Genomic DNA, 18,114 nt, shown 5'->3' on the forward strand with positions numbered 1-18,114 from the left:
AATGGCGCAACCTGCTAGCCGCGTTCGAAGCCGCGCTACGACTGCTCCATCCTGTAATGCCGTTCCTCACGGAAGAACTCTGGCAGCGGCTCGGTCCGCGCGGCATCTCGATCGCCTTGGCTTCGTTCCCGCTCTTCCGCGGGGAACTCGAAGACCCGGCAGCCGATCGCGAGATGGGCTTTATCCAGCAAATCGTCACCGACGCTCGCCGCCTGCGCGCGGAGATGAAACTGGATCCGAAAATCCCCTTCAACGCAACGCTGCATGCCGACGCGGAAGTGTCTGCCGTCGCCGAATCGAATCGCCAGGCGATCGAGAAGCTAGCGATCGTCACCCTGGCGATCCGGCCGGGTCAATACAAAGTCACCATGGAAGCGACGCCGGAGCAGATGCGCGCCCGCCGCCAAAGCCTGGAAAAGGAAGCGGACCAACTCCGCAAGGTCATCGCCAATTCGCACCGTCAGTTAAGCGACGAAACCTTCATGGGGAAAGCACCCGCAAAGGTTGTGGACTCGATCCGAACAAAGTTAGACGGCTACGAGTCGCAACTCCGGACCATCGAGCAGTCCCTGAATGCTTGATATCATTCGCCGCGCGCTCGACGAAGATATCGGCTCCGGCGACATAACTTCCAGGGTCTGCGTCCCGGAGCACCGCCGCGCGACAGGCCGGTTTCTGGCACGCGAAGAACTGGTGATCTGCGGCCTTCACCTCCTTCCGCAAATCTACGATCCGGTCGAAGATCTGCAATTCCCGAAGAAAGACGGAGATGTTGCTGTCGCCGGTGAAGTGATCGCCACGGTAACCGGCCAAGCCCGCCTGTTACTCGAACGCGAGCGCGTAGCCCTGAACTTCCTCCAGCGCCTCTCCGGGATCGCAACCAAAGCCCGCGCATTCGTCAACGAAGTTAAAGGAACCAACTGCAAAGTCCTCGATACCCGCAAGACCACACCAGGCCTACGCGTGCTCGAAAAAATGGCAGCAGCCACAGGCGGCGCGACCAACCACCGCATGGGTTTATTCGATGCGATTCTAATTAAGAACAACCACATAGCCGCTGCGGGCGGAGTAAGTCAAGCACTAGAAAGCGCGAAGCAAGCGAATACAGGCCTACCGATAGAAATCGAAGTCCGTACCCGCGCTGAACTAACCGCAGCTCTAGATCAAGGCGCAACCCACTTACTTCTAGATAACCTATCTCCCGCAGAAGCGACGGAGTGGATTCAAGTAATCAACGGCCGGGCAACAGTAGAAATCTCCGGCGGCATTACTCTCGAAACAGCAGCCCCCTACGCCCGCACAGGAGCAGACTACATCTCCGCCGGCGCGATAACGCACAGCGCTCGCGCCATGGACCTAAGTTTCCGCCTGGAGCTCCTATGACCTGGCAAATCCAACGCCACGGAACTGTTGACTCTACCATGCGCCTGGCCGAACCCCTACCCGTCGGCTCCGTCGTAGTCGCTGACCACCAAACGGCCGGCATCGGCCGCCACGGACACCAATGGGACTCCCGCCCAAACGAAGGCCTCTACGTCTCTCTGGTTCTCAAACCCCACCCGGTCCTAACCCTGGCCCTAGGCCTGGCGGCTCAGAAAGCCCTGCAACAAGTGACCACTCTCCGTTGCGAAATCCGCTGGCCAAACGACCTGATGCTAGGAACCAAAAAGCTAGGCGGCATCCTGGTAGAACTGCATCAGGACCGCGCCGTAGCCGGCATCGGCATCAACATCGGTCAACGCGCCTTCCCTTCAGACTTGAAACCAATAGCCACCTCCCTGGCTCTAGAAACCGGCCTGGACTTCCGCCGGGACGACATCCTAGAAGCACTCCTCCAGCACATCCCCGAACAAACTTCCCTCACCACAGAAGAGGTAATCAGCAGCTGGGAGCAAGCCTCCACCTGGGCGCGCGGTAAGCAAGTCATCGTCGACGAGATCAGAGGCACCACCGCCGGCCTGGACCCGCGCGGCTTCCTTCTGGTCCGCACCGAAACCGGCGAAACGCAGACCATATACGCTGGAGGCGTCCGCGCGCTCTAATATGCTCCTAGCCCTCGACGTAGGCAACACCAACATAACCATCGGCGTCTTCGAAGGCGAGCGCCTCCTCGACTACCGCCGCCTCCGCACCGTCCGCGACCAAACCTCCGACGAGTGGGGTATCCTGCTCCGCAACCTGTTCGCGCTGGCCGGTCTCGACGTCACGCAGATCAAAGGCATCATTGTCGCTAGCGTAGTTCCGCCGCTCAACCGCGCGCTAGGTGAAATGGCCGCGCGCTACTTCGGCCTCGAAGCCGTCTTTGTCTCCCACGACACCAACACCGGCATGCCGGTTCTTTATGACAACCCACAGGAAGTCGGCGCCGACCGGTTGGTCAACGGCGTAGCCGCTTTCCACCGCTACGGCGGACCCTGCATCGTCGTCGATCTCGGGACCGCGATCACCTTCGATGCTATCTCCCGCCAAGGCGAGTACCTCGGCGGAGTTATCGCCGCCGGCATTGGCATTTCAGTGGAAGCCCTATTCGCCAAGACCGCGCGGCTCCCGTTCGTGGCTTTCGAAGTCCCCACCCAAGTGATCGGCCGCAACACGGTAGCGAGCATGCAATCCGGCCTCTATTACGGCGCGCTAGGCACCATTGACGCGATCGTCGAGCGACTCCGCGGCGAACTCGGCGACGACACCAGGATCGTGGCGACCGGCGGCCAGGCCCATCTAATCGCCAGCCAATCCCGCTGGCTCGGCACCGTCGACGAACATCTCACCCTCGAAGGCCTTCGCCTCATCTGGGACCGGATTCAGAGCTCTTGATTCAGAACTACTTCAATTACTTCACCGAGATTGAAGAACACTTCCAGCGCGCCCGCGGCACCAGTCTGTTCCTGCTGTCGCCCCTCGATTGGGCCCTGGTCGAGAGCTGGAAGAATTCGGATATCCCGCTCGAAGCGGTGCTCCGCGGCATCGACGACGCATTCGAGAAGTGGCGCACGAAACGCATCAAGACACAGCAAGTCAACGGTCTCGCCTTCTGCGCGCAAGCGGTGTTGACCGAAGCCCAGCGCACCCCCGGACCACGGCCCAAAACCGAACAGCAGGACGCGTTCACCCCGGAAGAGGTCAAAGCCTTCCTCGAAGCGGGAGCTGCGGCGCTCCGCGATCGCGAAGCATACCAGTCGATTGCGGATTCCCTTGAAGCTCTCTCGACCGAGCCCCCCGCCGACCTGGAAGAATTGGAACAACGCCTGAGTATTCTCGAGCAGAAAATGATCGCAATCGCACGAGCTGACCAGCCCGAAGACGCCGCCCTGGATGCCCGCCGCGATCTGGATGCGCAGCTTGCCCCGTATCGAAGAAAGATGAGTGCGCCGCAATTAGCCATGCTGGAACGGCAATTTCTGGAGCGCCGCCTCATCGAACAGGCGAATCTGCCTCGCCTCTCGTTGTTTTATTTGCGTTAACGGATAATTCCGGAAGCCCAAGGCATTAAACTTTCGCAACATTTCGCTGATGTGGAACGTCTCATCCAGTAGCCGACGGTTTTGACAAGTTAGGCGCCGTTGTTGAGGGTTCCTGGCTGGTTCCCCTCTCCGTTCCGCGACGCCAGCCGGCAAGCGCTTTCCTCCGAGCGCTTGCCGGTTTTTTCTATATCGAAGGCCTGGTGACTTGAAACAACGCGCGCCCTGGAACGAAGGGCGCCAACAGCCCGGCCATTCCGTTGGCAATCGACTTCCGCAATACTGCCGCCGCGCGATATTGATTCGCCAGCATCCGCCGGCAATCCCGCGCATAAGCGGACGGCGCCGAACCAAATGCCGCTGCACGACCCGCCAAAGCGCCCGTGCACATCGCGTCCAGCATCCCGGATCCGGTAAATGGGTCGATGAACCCCAGCGCATCCCCAGCCCGGTAAGTCAGCGGACCATCCGTCTGCTCGAACGCCGGACCATGCACCAGCGGGCCCGTAATCAGCCAGTCGAGAACCCGCTCGCCGGCAGGCATTTCCCCGGCGAAATGCGCTCCAGTCAGCTTTTCGGGATCGAAACCGAAGCTCTTGAACAAAGACTCCGCCACCAGTCCGCAGACATTGATAACGCCGCCCTCAATCCGGTTGATGCCGATGTAAAGTCCCGGAGCAAACAGCAGCTCAATGCGGTCATTCGGTACTCCCGCGAAATGAGCCTTGAACCCGAACAGCCGCGATCCTTTGGGCGCGCACCCGCGACGCCCGTGCGCCACCACGGTACGCTCGTGCATCCCTCCGGCCGGTTCCGGAATGAGCTCGGCCCCGCGCGCGATCGCCTGATCCAGCAGCCATCGGTCCAGCGCGTACCGGCTGATCCCAAACGCCGGATGCTTCAATCGCCAGCTCTTCGTCGTTCTCCCCAGCCGGATGCGCGCCTCGGTAACCCGCGCGGGCCGCAGCTCCAGAAACCCCGGAAGCAGTCCGAAACGCGCGAACAACGGCCCTGCTTCCGGCGACAGAAACTCCCCGCAGACCTTATGCCGCGGCAGCCGCGATTTCTCGAAAATCTGCACGGGTGCGCCCGCATCAAGCGCGGCCAGCGCAGCCAATGAGCCGGCGGGACCGCCCCCGATGACTGTCACCCGTTCAGGCATTGCGTAAGACCAGCGCCGAGTTCTTGCTCCCGAACGCGATGCAGTTCGCCACCGCATATTCGAAGTCCAGCCGGCGCGCTTCATTCGGCACGTAGTCCAGATCGCACTCCGGATCGGGGTACTCCATATTCAACGTGGGCGGCACTTCGCGGTCCCGCATGGCCAGCAGCGTTGCCGCCATCCCCGCCGCTCCGCAGGCGCCCTGCGGATGACCGATGATGCTCTTCAGCGACGACCCCGCCAGCCGGTACGCATGCCGCGCAAATGCCAGCTTGATGGCCCGCGTTTCGATCTTGTCGTTCAACTCGGTCGCTGTCCCGTGATAGTTCACATAAGCCACGGCCTCGGGCGGAATCCCGGCTTCCTCCAGCGCCATCCCGATGGTTCGCGCCGGCTCTTCGCCGCACTCCTCAAGCCGCACCCGGTGATACGCCTCGCACGTCGATGCGTAACCCGCAATCTCCCCGTAGATATGGACCCCGCGCGCCAGCGCATGCTCGCGTTCTTCAAGCACGAAGAACCACGCGCCCTCGCCGATCACGAACCCATCCCGGTCCCGCGAGAATGGCCGCGACGCCCGATGCGGTTCATGATTCCACCGCGTCGTCAGGATGCGCATGAGCCCGAAGCCGCGCAGAATCAACGGGGCGATCGGCGCGTCCACACCCCCGGCCACCATGCAGTTCAGCACGCCCGCCTGTATGTTGCGATAGGCGTAACCCACGGCGTCGGTCGACGACGTGCAACCGGTCGAGATCAGATGGCTCAAGCCGCGAAACCCGAAGCGCATCGAGATCTCGCTGGCCAGCGTCCCAATGGTCGACGTCGGAATCAGGTACACGCTGCAGAGCCGCTGCTGCCCGGTGTAATAGAGCCGGTATTGCTCTTCAGTGAACTCCCCGCTGCCGCCGCCCGAACCGACAATGACGCCGATTTTGCGCAGTTCGTCCCGCGAAAGCCGCTCCGGTTCAACGCCCGCGTCGGCCAAAGCTTCTTTCGTTGCCGCGATCCCCAACGGCGCGACGCGCGACAAGTGCTGCCGCTCCTTCGCGTTGACGTACTTCAGCTCGTCGAAATCCCGCACCTCGCCGGCCACTTGAGCCGTGTGCCCGGAAGGGTCGAATCGCGTGATCCGGCGGATGCCGCTGATGCCGCGGCGCGTTGCATCCCAGAATGCTTCCCGGCCGATTCCATTGGGACTGACGGCTCCAATTCCGGTGACCACCACGCGACGTTTCACTCGGTTGCGGCTTTGCCTTTACCTTTCCGTCAGTATAGGCTACGAGTAGATGATGCATTCCGGACCACGCGCGCGCGAATGAATTCACGATCCTCAGAACGCACGCTCGCCGGATTGCAAACCGGGATGGCGGGAGCTTTGGTGATGCTGGCGTGGATGGCGATCTCCATGTTGTGGACACGCCATTCGGTCTGGTGGTTTCCCAACCTGATGGCGACAACATTCGGAGGCGACCCGGCCTTACACACCGGCTTCGGCAAGTATTCCGCCGCGGGCTTGGCGCTACATCTGCTGATCTACAGCGGGCTCGGCGTGGTGTTCGCGTTCCTCGTGCCGGATCGCGCGACGCACGGCCGCCTGCTGCTATCGGGTGTTCTGCTCGCGCTCGCGTTCTACTTCTTCATGTACGGATTCTTCTGGAAACACGTGAATCCGCTCATCCCGCTCTACAGCCCGGATCGCCAGCTTCTGGTCGCGCACGTCTTCTACGGCATGATGCTCAGCCGCTACTCGCGTTATGCGCAGAGCGCCGGCTGGGCCAGGCAGTAAGCCGGGCGATCGATGAACAATCCGAGCGCCGCGCCCGCATAGGCCTTCGCCGTTCGCGGCTTCTGAGTTCTAGGGTTCTCGATGACGCATTTGTTCGATCCGCTGCGCCCTTCTACCCGGACTTGGCCGCCGTTGCGCGTCACGCGAAACGCGGAACCGCAGCCGAACTCGTGCTGTAGGGCGTCGATCGGAGACTCCGCGCCGTCCACGATGTGAATCTGCCCACCCGCGCGGATCAGGATGGTGAGTGCGGGGGACGAGCCTTCCGGCGCTGCCATCGCTGCGTCAAAGATTTGCCCCGCTTGTTCCGTAAACGCGCTCACGATATCTTATCGGAGCGCGTTCGAAAGTTTTAGAGAATTTCTACTGCACGTATACGGTGATGCCCGATTGGCTGTTAACACCGCCAACGTTGATGACGACCGGTTGCGCTCCCGACGGCGTTCCCGCCGGAATGGTGATGTTGACTTGCAAAACCCCGGCAACCAGCCCGGGAGCATCTCCGGCATAGTCAACGGTCGCGGGCTGTCCGGCGACGGTGGCCGTAACCGTCGCGGCGAGAGTTGGGAACGGAGTCGTCGTTGGTATGACCTCGCCATCCGCCGGGAACGGCGAAGTGATGCCGGCGCCACCGCCGAATAACGCGATTTCCGATCCAGCCGCGGCGGGATTCGTCGACGAATTGAGCGTCAAGTCGGGATTCAGGATCGCTCCCGGTCCCGTTCCGTTCGCGCCCGCGCTAAAGAGCGCGGGTGACGCAGCTTGAATCGGAATCGTCACCGTATTCGAAGTGACTCCGTACGCATTCAGGTAGATGTCGGCCGTAGTCTGCCCGGTAAGCGCGAAAGGCAGGATCACGTTGACTTGGCTCGGAGATGCGTAGAGTATCGGGCATTGAATGCCGTCCGCGAATACCTGGACTCCGCTTAGGAGCGTCCCGAAAGTGTCGGTAGCCGCTTGTACCGTATTGCCGCCCGATGTTCCCGACGTGAGATTGGTCCCAAAAACCGCCATCAAATCGCCAGGCGCGGCAGGTGCACTCGCCACATAGCTGATCGCGCTCGTCACGGCAGCGATGACAGGAGTCGCCGGGCTGCCCACGGTTAGGGTTACCGGGATCGAGATCGTTTGCTGCGTCGAACCCGAGGTAGCACTCACCATCACGGTCGCCGAGTAAGTACCGGCAGCCAGTCCCGTCGTGTTGACAGTCGCTACCAGACCCGAACTGTTAAACGCGAGGCTCAACCAACTCGCGGGTGACGGCCCGGTGGTGTAAGTTGTCCCGAACACAAGAGCGACCGTCTGCGGTGCGGGCGACGGTCCACCCGCGGTTCCGCCGAAGTTGAGCGCCGCCGGCTCCGCGGCGAACGCCGCGCTTGGAGACACCACCAAAGTTACCGGCACGTAAAAGGGCGAGTTGTTGATTCCCGTACTGGATACCTGGATCGATCCGGGGTAAGTCCCTGCCGCCAGTCCGGTCGGATTCGCGGTAAGCGCAACCGCGCCGGTACTCGCATTCAGCGCGGCAGTCAGCCACGAACCGATCGCCGTCACCGTATATGCGGCGGTTGGAGCCGCGGGTGTTAGCTGGATTGTCTGTGTTGCCGGAGCGGCCCCGCCGGGCGCCGCCGTGAACAGAATGAGCGAAGGCGACGCTGTCACCGCCGGATTCGAAGCCGACGTCACGTTCAGCGAAACCTGCACCACCTGCGGCGAATTACGAACACCGGGCGCCGTAATCGTCACCGTGCCCTTTGAAATGCCTACGGGCAGACCGGCCGGATTCGCGGTTATCGTAAACGAACCGGGACTGGTTCCCGACGCTGGCGTGACCGAGATCCAGGACGCCGACGGCGTCAGCGTGTACATGAACTGCGTCGCGGTATCGCTGCTGATCGGAAGCGTCTGGCTGAGCGTACCCGGCGCGGTCAGGTACACCGCATAGGTCGCCAGCGAGATATCGGTTACCGATCCCACATTAACCGTCACGGGCAGCGTTGCCGTCTTTCCGCCGGCGCTGATGGTTACGTTGTTCCCGTAGCTCCCATTCATCAGCCCGGTTGCGTTCACGCCGATGGTGATGGTCGCATTGGTCGTACCGGAAAGCGGCGTGATCGGCAGGTAGAATTCGTTGCCGCTTACTGTAAACGAAACCGGCGTCGGTGTGGTTATCTGCACCGTAGCCGCATTGGGCGTGGAGCTTCCGGCCGCTACGTTGAGAGTCAGAGCCGCCGGGGATAGAGTGATGCCCGTGGTACTTCCGCCGCCGCCGGATGAGGTCGAGATCACACTCACCGTTACGTAGGCTGTGGCCGTCGGGAATCCCGGTACGCTAACCGAGATCGCTCCGGAGTAAGAACCCACCGCGAGACCCGCCGCGTTCACAGTGACGGTCAGAGTTGCCGGCGTCGTGCCGGTTGTCGGAGATACGGAGAGAAACGAACTACCACTGGTAACCGCTGCGGTGAAGCTTCCATTGGCGCTGCCGGTAGGCACGGACACGGAAACCTGCGCGGTGCCTGAAGTGGTTGAAGACGGGGTGTAGAAAGTGAACGGCGTGATCGCCGAAAGTTGAAGCTGCGGCGTGCTGCTGGCGGTGACCGTATACGTCACCGGGATGCTCAAAGGAGCGCCGCTGGTATCCGCCGTCGTATTCAGCAGGACGGCGGCGGTGTAAGTTCCCGGCGCAACGCTCGCGCTGAACGTCAACGTGACGGGAGACGGCGTCGTGCCGGACGCCGGCGTGACCAGCAGAAACGAAGTCGGGGAGCCATTGCTGCCTGGGCCGACCGAAGCGGTGAAGCCTTCCGCCCCGGTGCTGTCATTCACGGTAATCGTCTGAGGGGCCGGCGCGCTGCCTCCGCTGTAGCTCGCGCTAATCGAAGTGGGGGTTGCCGACAGACCGGTCGCGACCACGGTCCCGGTGATCCCAACGGTGCCCGTTGCGCCCAAAATGTCATAGCTAACCGACGACGCGGGAGCACTGATGTTTACCGTTCCGAACGCCAGCGGAGCCGGGTAGGGAAACGTGACGCCGGGCAGCACGAGATTCGCCGTGAAACTGCCCGACGAACCGGAGAAATTGGCCGTAATCAAGCCGCCGGTGGTGATGCTGATCGTGCCCGTATTCGGCAGCGTCTTCCCTAGCGCCGTCAGTGTGATGGTCGCGTTATAGGTGCCGCTGCCTGGCGGCGTCACGCTTTCGAGCGTCGTCGTTATGGTTGCCGTCGCCGGAGGGTCCTGTGTTCCCAGTCCGAGCGGGTCCGGCTGCCCCGCAATCTCACTGAAAGTCACGTTGATCGTGTATGAGATCGGATACGCCAGCGCGCAAGACGCCGCGCAAATCAGGAAGACGGCTAAAAGGAAAGTCCGGCGAAGAGAAAACATAGATGTCCAAGTGCTCCGTTTTAGGAAATTGCAGGCGGATGCCAGAATGCCCCGGTGCCGAGCATCATCTAAATGTATCAGTGTGTCCCGGCCGTTGGGACGTTTCAACTTCCCAGATTTGTCAGAGCGCCCGCTTGGAACACCATATCGCGTGATTCTTCACCGTGAATGCGCCGCCAGTCTTCATACAATCTGCCGTAACTCGCTGTAACGTAATCGCCTTCCGCAAAACCAAGTTCGGCGGCGATCCGGTCGATCCACTCGGGTTCGCCCTCGATCTCGAAGAAGTTCCCGATCGGAGTCTCGTCGAACGTCACGATACCCTGCTCCCCGTCGCGCTCGAATTCGGTACGGAACTTCTCATAGGTGAACTTGCGGCTAAATCCGATCCGGTCGAGAATGATTCCGATGTTTTCCGTGGAATCGAGATGAATTTCGCGTTCTTCCCGCGATTTATGCGGGCCCGCCTCGGCCACGCCCTTAAACGTCAACGTCTGCCGGGAGCCCGCGGTTCGCAGGCGCAAGAGCTTGCCTGCGGAACGGAGCTTCATCTCTTCTGTATCCAGCACCTCGTTATGTTCGAAGACGCGCGCACGGCTCGGGCGAAATCGATGACTGGACAGCAAGGCGAGCGAGCGCGCCGGGTCGGGCGCGCGCAACTTGATCTCGATTTCACGTCCCTGAGACATCTGCGTCAGTATAATATTCGGTAACGCGCCCGTAGCTCAGCCGGATAGAGCAACTGGCTTCGAACCAGTAGGTCGGGTGTTCGAATCACTCCGGGCGCGCCATTTTTGACGGATCGATGTATCACCCCCGCGGCGGCATGCAGGATGTGCGGGCACAGAATTAGTGTTTTACATTACGCCGGACAAAAATCGCTGTTTCGTGCGCTACATTAAGTACTACTATTGGCTATACGGATAACCGAAAGGCGTTTATCTTTGGAAGGACGACCGATGGCTTGGCTCGCCTATACGAACTTATTCTGGAGGACTTTGTGTTAAAACTGGCATATCTAACAACTGTGATCGCAATCGGGTGCGTTCCAGCTTTTGCGGGATCGATCGACGATTCCGGCGTACTGAATATCGCGGGAAGCGTAGAGATTTCCTTCGGTAACATTGACTTTTTTCCACTGGGCGGGGGGAGCGGGACATTCTCGATCTTTGCCCCGGAAACCGGGATTTTCGGCCCGCTGCTGGGATCTACCGGCACGATCATGGATTTGAACAACACGACTGAACCGGTCGGCACGACGGTCAGTGTTCCGGATTTCATGACGTTTTCATCGGCGCCGAATCTGGAGTTGACCCTGACCGAACTACCGGCGGGCACGTTCGGTTCGTCATCGTGCTCAGCGCCGGCCGCGGCGGGACAGACATGCACACCGCCGGGAACGCCGTATGACCTCACCAACCAGACTGCTACCAGTTCGACGGCGTCATTCACGGTGGACGGGTATTTGACCGACACCAACAATCCTGGCGTGCAGACCCCATTCACAGGTATCTTCACCACGCAATTCGAAGGTATGAACTTCCAGCAGGTTGTCGCCACGATCGAAGGCGGCGGGACCGTGGATGCGTCTTATTCGGCAACTTTCACAGCGACTGCAACGCCTGAACCGGCCAGCATGCTGACCATGCTCTCGGGCGGTCTTCTGCTCATCGGAGTCGGAGCCTTCGGGAAGAAGCTTCGCCGGACGAACAGCTAAGTATTCGGCCGTCGCCGGAGTCGTTAGGGAAATCGGGCGGGATCCGAGGCTGCAAGCCTTCTCGGGTTCCGCCTTTTTCTTTGCCGTTGCTGTCCGGGTGCGCTCTAGCTCGCGGACCGCAAGGCTTGTTCCTCGCGAGGACAAATAATCGGAGTTGATATAAGGCTGTGTCTCACCTCATCGACCAGCTTGGCGTACGCGAGGTTCGGGCTGCGCGAATCGAAGCGGAGCATGTCGATCTCACAGTTATAATCCGGGTCGTAGTAGCGCGGGAGAGGTTCTCCGAACGCGCGAAGCGACGAACCGCCGATTCGTCGTAGCATTGAAGAGGATCCGTGCTTCACGGTGGCGGTCGTGATTCCGAGACAACCGCCCGCGATCTGGCCCCACGCGAACGTCCCAAGCGCCATCTTTATGCCTTCCGCAGTCCCCCGCAGCTCGGGTTCGAGTACCCAGCCGCCGATTTCTACCAGCGAAAAAGAACTGCGGCGTGCCTTGGCGAGTTCGCCTTCCACCGCGGTTTGCACGCGGTGCGCCCATCTCTTACAGCCGGATGCCGCAGCCGCCCGCCGTACGCTCAGCCGCTGAAAGGAGACATTCGCCGGATGCACGTGGTAACGCACGCAGCCCGTGACCCGATCCCCGTCCGAAACGATCACCAGGTGCCATGCCTTCTCGTCCAGTTCGGAGCGGTGCCGCCCAAGCGAATCCAACCCTGTCTTCGGCAGCGCACCCTCTTCGACCATGATCCGGCCGCGGAGCCTCTGAACCTGGTTGAGCAGGTTGTAGTGCTTGGCTGAATCTTCCTCAATGGTTCGGAAGGGGCCGGGGATTCTGCTGCCCCCAGGCGCCAGCATGACCAATTCCCGTCGTCCGCGGGAAGCGTTACGAGAGCCGCGCGACATGTGTAATGTGCTCATCAAAACAAAGTTCCTGGTTAGAAATGGAGGGACCCGAGAATGGAGTTGCGACAAATACCGTATAACGGCTAATTAGTTCTAAACATCGGAACGGCTGAGAAGTCTCGCCGGCGACCGATAATTCATGGCCATCTACAGTTGCTTTACAGTTAGGGGCAGCCGTAAGACGAGGTTGCAGGAGACGAGACGCATCCCCCCGTATCCTGCTGAAAACTCGAAAACTTCGCTGAGCGGTACGCCGGGCAACATCGCGCCATCGGAACGCGACGTAAGCACCGTATTCCGTGGTCGCCGTTTTCAAAGTTGCGTGTGGAAGCTTTCGTGAGTGATGACTTATAAGAGCCGAGAGTGGCAACAATTTCTTAGCAGAAATCACTTGAATGGCTGTCCCGTGTAGATTATTAAAGCTCTTTTTTCCAAGCCTCGTGAAGATTGAATCGGCCGGAATGACGGTTACTGTAGTCCCTCCCAGCGTTTTCGTCTCTGAACACGATTTGTGTGGCGGCGCGGCGGGAGCTCGCGAGTCAAGGTCTGTCCGGGCGCCTAAGTCACCCGGTAGATAAAGCCGCGTCGCTAACCCTTGTACGATACTGAGTAGCGGCCCCCACCCCTTCCGGCGGGGAACAGCGAAAGGAACATGCATTTTCAGCTAAATGTCGATTACAGCCCGCGCGGCGATCAGCTAACAGCTATCGCGGAACTGACCAGGGGTTTAGAAGACGGCGAAAAACACCAGGTCCTACTGGGCGTTACCGGGTCAGGCAAGACCTTCACGATGGCCAAGGTGATCGAACGGATCGGCCGGCCCGCGCTGGTGCTGGCTCACAACAAGACACTGGCGGCTCAGCTCTACCACGAATTTAAGAGCTTCTTTCCGCATAACGCGGTGGAATACTTCGTCAGCTACTACGACTACTATCAACCCGAAGCTTATATCGCCTCGAGCGACGTTTATATCGAAAAGGAAGCCACCATCAACGATGAGCTGGATAAGCTGCGGCTTTCAGCCACCCGGTCGTTGTTCGAGCGCCGGGACTGCATCATCGTTTCCAGCGTCAGCTGCATTTACGGCCTGGGATCGCCCGAGGCCTACTACGGAATGCTTCTCATGCTCGAAAAGGGTCAGAAGATCTCGCGCCGCGACATCATTTCAAAGCTGGTCGACATACTTTACGACCGCAACGAAGCCGACTTCAAACGCGGCACGTTCCGGGTTCGAGGCGACACGATTGAGGTATTTCCAACTTACGATGACTTTGCCTATCGCATTGAATTGTGGGGAGACGAAGTAGAAAGCCTGTCGCAAATCGACCCGCTGCTCGGCCAGGTGCGGCAAACGTACGCGCGCCTCCCGATCTACCCGAAAACCCACTATGTGATGGCGGATTCGACCAAAGAAGAAGCCATGGCATCGATCCGCGAGGAGTTGGAGTGGTGGCGGCCGCAGCTCGAAAGCCAGGGCAAAATCATCGAAGCACAGCGGTTGCAGCAGCGCACCCTGTTCGATCTCGAGATGATGCGTGAGATCGGCTACTGCCACGGCATCGAGAACTATTCCCGGCATTTCTCCAAGCGGCTGCCCGGCGAAGCGCCTCCCACGCTGCTCGATTATCTGCCGCAGGATTCCGTCATGTTCCTCGACGAGAGCCATCAGACGGTTCCGCAGCTGCATGGCATGTATGGCGGCGATCGGTCGCGCAAAGAAATCCTCGTCGGGCACGGCTTCCGGCTTCCCAGCGCCCTGGACAACCGGCCGCTTACGTTCGAGGAGTTCGAGCACCGCGTCAACCAGGTGATCTATGTATCCGCGACCCCCGGGCCTTACGAGCTGACCAAGTCGTCGGGTGTCGTGGTCGAACAGATCATCCGTCCGACCGGATTGGTGGATCCGCCGATCGATATCCGGCCTGTCAAAGGTCAGGTTGACGATCTGCTGCACGAGATCCGCATTCGTGTCGAGCTGAATCAACGCGTGCTGGTGACGACGTTGACCAAGCGCATGGCCGAGAACCTGGCCGAGTATTATTCCGAAGTCGGCGTGAAGTGCAACTACCTGCATTCGGAAGTGAGCACGCTCGACCGCATGCGGATCCTGCGCGATCTGCGGCGCGGAGAGTTCGACGTGCTTATCGGCATCAATCTGCTGCGCGAGGGCCTCGACCTGCCCGAGGTATCGCTGGTCGCGATTCTGGACGCGGACAAGGAAGGTTTCCTGCGGTCGAGCGGTTCGCTCATCCAGACCATCGGCAGGGCGGCCCGTCATCTGGAAGGCCGCGCGATTCTGTATGCCAATGTGATCACGGACAGTATGCGGCATGCGATTGATGAGACCGCGCGCCGGCGCACCACGCAGCTGGATTACAACGAGCGGAACGGGATTACGCCGCAGTCGATCATCAAACCGATCGACATGAGCCTGGTGGCGATCGCGGAAGGCGATTACATTACGGTTCCTATCGAGAAGGACGAGGACACCGAGGAGATGTCGCCGCGGCAGCGCGAGGAGTTCGTCGTCGAACTGGAAGCGCGCATGCGCGAGGCCGCGCGCAAGTTCGAGTTTGAAAAGGCCGCTCAAATCCGCGATCGAATCAAACTGCTCCGCACCAAGGATATTGCCGGGATTGGGATCCCGGCCTGACCATGCAATACGGCCTGATCGGAGCGGGACCTGTCAGCCAGTACCTGGTTCGCTGGTTTCCTCATTTACCCGCGGAGCTGGGCCCGGTGGCGGCCAACAACCCGCGGCTCGCGAGCCGGATCGTCAATACCTTGCGCGCGGGATCGGCGCTGCGAGATGTCAGCGGATTACAGGATGTCTCGGTTATTCTGATTTGCGCTCCGGGCCATCATCTGGAATCCTTGTTGCCATTTCTCGAGAACGCCGCACTGGATTGGCGGGGCAAAAAGATCGTCCTCTGCAATTGCGTTTTGTTCAGCCTCGAGATGGAGCACATCCGCGAGTGCGGCGGCCATGTCGCTTCGCTTCGCCCCATCGCCGGGATGCCCAAGCGGCTGCTGATTGAAGGCGACCGGGAGGCGGTAAAAGCCGCGCGTTACTTCGTTACGGAGATGCGCGCGGTGGCGGTTGAGATTGAACCGGAGTCCACGGCGCTATTCCGTGCCGCGACGACGTTTGCGACGTCGTTGTTTACGCCCATGCTCGAAGCCTGTATGCAAGCGGTCCGGGGAGCGGGGATCTCGGGGTCGCTGCGCGATCAGGTGGTCGAGTCTCTATTTCAGCAGGGGCTGCGCTCGTATCTTTATTCGGGGAAGAAGAGCTGGACGGGCACCGTCGCGGACGGGAACAAGGAATGGATGAGGCGCGAATTGGCTTGCCTGGAAGAGCTTCAGCCGGAGCTTGCGGAACTCTATCGCACAACCGCGACAGCCGGCGCGCGGCTGTTTAAGAGACCTCGGTCAATCCCGCCTCCCCCCGAGGTGAACGCCGCTGAAACAGCCTCATTCCGGGAGCCCTATTGACCCACGCCATTCCGAAGACGGGGCTCGAAAATCAACTTTTACAAACTCTGACATTCCAAACTGGCATGCTGAATAGAAGATTCTTAATTCGACAGGAGGAGATTTGATCTTTCGTTCCCTTTTTGGCAGTGTCCTCGTGTTGGCAGCGGTGGCCCCGCTCGGCGCGTCAGTAACCATCACCTCGTTCCTCCCCTCGCTGAGATCACCTCAGAACCTCGGCACTCCGGTTACGTTCATTGCCAAGGCGAGCGACTCGGGTTCCGGACCACTCGCATTCCAGTTCAGTGTGAGCTTCAATGGCGGGCCCTACACCACGGTTCAGGGCTTTCGCGGTTATCCGCTCGAAGCGGGGGCCGCTTCGGACATTTTTGTTTGGGGGGCGGCGCTAACGGAAGGCTCCTATTCAATCCAAGTGACTGTCGAGGATTTCACTAGTGGTCAGAGCGCCGCTCGGACCCTGAATTATAAGTTGAACGCGATTGCGTCCGGACCGAATCTTGTGTTAACCGCCACGAGCAACCCCTTGGTTGTGCTGGCGAGCGGTCCGAGTTGTCCTTCCGGCAGCTCGTTCAGCGTTGAGTATCGGGTTGCAGGCACCGTAGCGGCCAATTACACGAATCCCATTGCGTGTGACGGCACGCATTCGATGAATCAGTATGTGACGGGGCTCTACGCGGACTCGAGCTACAAAATGGATTCCGTAGTCTCGACCGGCACGACGCAGGTATTTGGTTCCACGGGCGCCAGCACCAGCACCGCATCGCTGCCCATCGGAACGACCACGTTCCCGCCCACAAAAGTAATCACGCCGGCCGGTGCGGGGGTTGATCCGTCGATCAAGAACGTTCTGTTTTCAACGTACGGTTCGGATGAAGCCAGTTCGGTGTTCCTCCCGATAATGACGGACCTGAGCGGAAACGTGCAGTGGTACGCCGCTCTTTCGGACCCGTTCAGCAGCTCGGTGATGACACGCCTGCTGCCCGGCGGCAACCTGATGGCCATACGATATGGAGACGTGTGGAACGGCAGCGGCAACCTGAACAAGGGAGCCGCATCCGCGGGGCAAACGGTCGAGATTATCGATCCGGCGGGCTACCTAGTCCAGTCCACGACCACGCAAGCCGTTGCTGAGGCTCTCATGAGCTTAGGTTATGCGGGCACTTCGCATTGTTCCACGGTTCCCACGCCGGTCTCGATCGGAACCCAATGTTTAGCTTCTTTTGACCACGAGTTTCTGCAGCTACCGGATGGCAACTATCTCGTGCTGGTCGAGCAGGAGTCTATTTTTCCGCCGGGTACCCAGGGCAACACCACCACCTGTACGGTATCTGGATCGAGTGTGGGGTGCAATGTAGATATCGTCGGGAACTGCATTGTCATATTGGACGGGACCACGCTCCAGCCGTTGTGGTTCTGGAGTCCGTTCGAACACGATGGGGCCGCGGAGCTTCCGATCACCAGACCGGCGATCAATATCGGAGCTGACGTTAATAATCTTTGCAATGACAGCGGCGCAGGTTGCGCCCCGGTATGGCTAGCGGGCACCACGGGAGTAACGGTCTATGCGAACGATTGGTTGCACTTCAATTCGGCGTACTACCGTCAGGCGGATGGCAACCTGATCATTTCGCTGCGGCATCAGGATTGGGTGGCCCTGGTGCAATATCAGAATGGAGCCGGAAACGGCGATGTTTTATGGCGGCTCGGATGCTCGCCGGGCCTCACCCCTCCCGTAAGTCCGGTTTGCGGCGATTTTACCTTTAACAATGTTTACAACGATGTCTACCCTTGGTTCTCGCACCAGCACGACGTCGAGATCGATGCAAACGGGGACATGACAATGTACGATAACGGAAACACCCGAGTCTACGAGCTGGGCAACTCACAGAACAGCCGCGGGTACGTAATTAATGTTAACGAGGTGAACTTTACTGTAAGCCCGGTTCTAATCCAGAACCTTGGTTATCAGTCGGACGCCCTGGGCAGCGCTCAATTGCTTCCCGACGGCAATTACTTCTTCCAGGCTTCCGATATCATCTATGCGTCGGGCGTTAAGGTACATGACGCGCCGACTCATGCGCTGGAAGTGCAACCGACCACCGGTGAAAGCGGCGATATCCTGTTCGATCTAAAGACGACGATAAGCTATCGCGGCTTCGGGTTGCCGAACCTATACGACAGCTTCGTACAGTGATGCTTTG

Annotated in this window: 16 protein-coding genes and 1 tRNA gene; 11 read left to right on the forward strand and 6 right to left on the reverse strand. The window is 59.9% G+C overall.

Annotated elements, in window-relative coordinates; genetic code table 11:
• From H1Y01_RS04065 to H1Y01_RS04085, 5 genes are all read left to right on the forward strand, one after another.
• The coding region (locus H1Y01_RS04065; RefSeq protein WP_180538995.1) for a class I tRNA ligase family protein at positions 1-581 on the forward strand (581 nt) is incomplete at its 5' end.
• Complete coding sequence (gene nadC, locus H1Y01_RS04070) at positions 574-1,383, forward strand: carboxylating nicotinate-nucleotide diphosphorylase (RefSeq protein WP_180538996.1); 810 nt, start codon at positions 574-576, stop codon at positions 1,381-1,383. The genes H1Y01_RS04065 and nadC, both read left to right, overlap by 8 nt.
• Positions 1,380-2,042: a biotin--[acetyl-CoA-carboxylase] ligase gene (locus H1Y01_RS04075; RefSeq protein WP_180538997.1), complete on the forward strand. Its 663-nt coding sequence runs from the start codon at positions 1,380-1,382 to the stop codon at positions 2,040-2,042. Before nadC ends, H1Y01_RS04075 begins: the two co-directional genes overlap by 4 nt.
• Before the next feature lies 1 nt (position 2,043).
• Positions 2,044-2,814, forward strand: a complete 771-nt coding sequence (locus tag H1Y01_RS04080) for a type III pantothenate kinase (RefSeq protein ID WP_180538998.1) — start codon at positions 2,044-2,046, stop codon at positions 2,812-2,814.
• Entirely contained in the window at positions 2,811-3,461 is a 651-nt protein-coding gene (locus tag H1Y01_RS04085) for a hypothetical protein (protein WP_219341249.1), read from the forward strand. The genes H1Y01_RS04080 and H1Y01_RS04085 overlap by 4 nt, the downstream gene beginning before the upstream one ends.
• A gap of 184 nt (positions 3,462-3,645) precedes the next feature.
• Here the strand turns inward: H1Y01_RS04085 and H1Y01_RS04090 are convergent, their stop codons facing one another.
• Complete coding sequence (locus tag H1Y01_RS04090; protein WP_180538999.1) at positions 3,646-4,620, reverse strand: NAD(P)/FAD-dependent oxidoreductase; 975 nt, start codon at positions 4,618-4,620, stop codon at positions 3,646-3,648.
• Positions 4,613-5,860, reverse strand: a complete 1,248-nt coding sequence (locus H1Y01_RS04095; RefSeq protein ID WP_180539000.1) for a beta-ketoacyl-[acyl-carrier-protein] synthase family protein — start codon at positions 5,858-5,860, stop codon at positions 4,613-4,615. The genes H1Y01_RS04090 and H1Y01_RS04095 overlap by 8 nt, the downstream gene beginning before the upstream one ends.
• Before the next feature lie 78 nt (positions 5,861-5,938).
• On the opposite strand from H1Y01_RS04095, the gene H1Y01_RS04100 reads away from it, so the two are divergent.
• The gene (locus H1Y01_RS04100) at positions 5,939-6,409 is read left to right on the forward strand and encodes a hypothetical protein (RefSeq protein WP_180539001.1); all 471 of its coding nucleotides are present in this window, start codon (positions 5,939-5,941) and stop codon (positions 6,407-6,409) included.
• On the opposite strand, the gene H1Y01_RS04105 is transcribed toward H1Y01_RS04100, so the two are convergent.
• The 3 genes from H1Y01_RS04105 to H1Y01_RS04115 all read right to left on the reverse strand — a co-directional run bounded on the left by H1Y01_RS04105 (position 6,376) and on the right by H1Y01_RS04115 (position 10,485).
• Complete coding sequence (locus H1Y01_RS04105) at positions 6,376-6,732, reverse strand: hypothetical protein (RefSeq protein WP_180539002.1); 357 nt, start codon at positions 6,730-6,732, stop codon at positions 6,376-6,378. The genes H1Y01_RS04100 and H1Y01_RS04105 overlap by 34 nt on opposite strands.
• Before the next feature lie 40 nt (positions 6,733-6,772).
• Entirely contained in the window at positions 6,773-9,796 is a 3,024-nt protein-coding gene (locus H1Y01_RS04110; protein ID WP_180539003.1) for a BACON domain-containing protein, read from the reverse strand.
• A 104-nt stretch (positions 9,797-9,900) separates the two neighbouring features.
• Positions 9,901-10,485, reverse strand: coding sequence for a class IV adenylate cyclase (locus H1Y01_RS04115; RefSeq protein ID WP_180539004.1), 585 nt, complete (start codon positions 10,483-10,485; stop codon positions 9,901-9,903).
• Positions 10,486-10,510: 25 nt separating this feature from the next.
• On the opposite strand from H1Y01_RS04115, the gene H1Y01_RS04120 reads away from it, so the two are divergent.
• Positions 10,511-10,587, forward strand: a tRNA-Arg gene (locus tag H1Y01_RS04120).
• Between the two features lie 173 nt (positions 10,588-10,760).
• On the forward strand, positions 10,761-11,513 hold the full coding sequence (locus H1Y01_RS04125; RefSeq protein WP_180539005.1) for a hypothetical protein: 753 nt from the start codon (positions 10,761-10,763) through the stop codon (positions 11,511-11,513).
• Positions 11,514-11,617: 104 nt separating this feature from the next.
• Here H1Y01_RS04125 and H1Y01_RS04130 read toward each other — a convergent pair whose 3' ends face one another.
• Positions 11,618-12,433 (reverse strand): hypothetical protein, encoded by an 816-nt coding sequence (locus tag H1Y01_RS04130; RefSeq protein WP_180539006.1) that lies wholly within the window; start codon positions 12,431-12,433, stop codon positions 11,618-11,620.
• Positions 12,434-13,070: 637 nt separating this feature from the next.
• Here H1Y01_RS04130 and uvrB point away from each other — a divergent pair.
• From uvrB to H1Y01_RS04145, 3 genes are all read left to right on the forward strand, one after another.
• Positions 13,071-15,071 carry an excinuclease ABC subunit UvrB gene (gene uvrB / locus H1Y01_RS04135; RefSeq protein ID WP_180539007.1) on the forward strand — a complete coding sequence of 667 codons (2,001 nt, stop codon included), beginning with the start codon at positions 13,071-13,073 and terminating at the stop codon, positions 15,069-15,071.
• Positions 15,072-15,073: 2 nt separating this feature from the next.
• A complete protein-coding gene (locus H1Y01_RS04140; protein ID WP_180539008.1) occupies positions 15,074-15,913 on the forward strand; it encodes a DUF2520 domain-containing protein in 840 nt (279 codons plus the stop codon).
• A 148-nt stretch (positions 15,914-16,061) separates the two neighbouring features.
• Entirely contained in the window at positions 16,062-18,107 is a 2,046-nt protein-coding gene (locus tag H1Y01_RS04145) for an aryl-sulfate sulfotransferase (RefSeq protein WP_257644412.1), read from the forward strand.
• Positions 18,108-18,114 lie beyond the last annotated feature (7 nt).

The sequence above is a fragment of the Nevskia soli genome, from assembly GCF_903970205.1.
In the GTDB taxonomy this organism is placed as follows: domain Bacteria; phylum Acidobacteriota; class Terriglobia; order Bryobacterales; family Bryobacteraceae; genus Bog-113.

Bases quoted from the DNA above. Each gene is read 5' to 3' on its own strand.
- H1Y01_RS04140 (WP_180539008.1), top strand. From the start codon at position 15,074: ATGCAATACGGCCTGATCGGAGCGGGACCTGTCAGCCAGTACCTGGTT.
- H1Y01_RS04100 (WP_180539001.1), top strand. From the start codon at position 5,939: ATGAATTCACGATCCTCAGAACGCACGCTCGCCGGATTGCAAACCGGG.
- H1Y01_RS04090 (WP_180538999.1), bottom strand. From the start codon at position 4,620: ATGCCTGAACGGGTGACAGTCATCGGGGGCGGTCCCGCCGGCTCATTG.
- H1Y01_RS04075 (WP_180538997.1), top strand. From the start codon at position 1,380: ATGACCTGGCAAATCCAACGCCACGGAACTGTTGACTCTACCATGCGC.
- H1Y01_RS04130 (WP_180539006.1), bottom strand. From the start codon at position 12,433: ATGAGCACATTACACATGTCGCGCGGCTCTCGTAACGCTTCCCGCGGA.
- H1Y01_RS04080 (WP_180538998.1), top strand. From the start codon at position 2,044: ATGCTCCTAGCCCTCGACGTAGGCAACACCAACATAACCATCGGCGTC.
- nadC (WP_180538996.1), top strand. From the start codon at position 574: ATGCTTGATATCATTCGCCGCGCGCTCGACGAAGATATCGGCTCCGGC.
- H1Y01_RS04110 (WP_180539003.1), bottom strand. From the start codon at position 9,796: ATGTTTTCTCTTCGCCGGACTTTCCTTTTAGCCGTCTTCCTGATTTGC.
- H1Y01_RS04115 (WP_180539004.1), bottom strand. From the start codon at position 10,485: ATGTCTCAGGGACGTGAAATCGAGATCAAGTTGCGCGCGCCCGACCCG.
- uvrB (WP_180539007.1), top strand. From the start codon at position 13,071: ATGCATTTTCAGCTAAATGTCGATTACAGCCCGCGCGGCGATCAGCTA.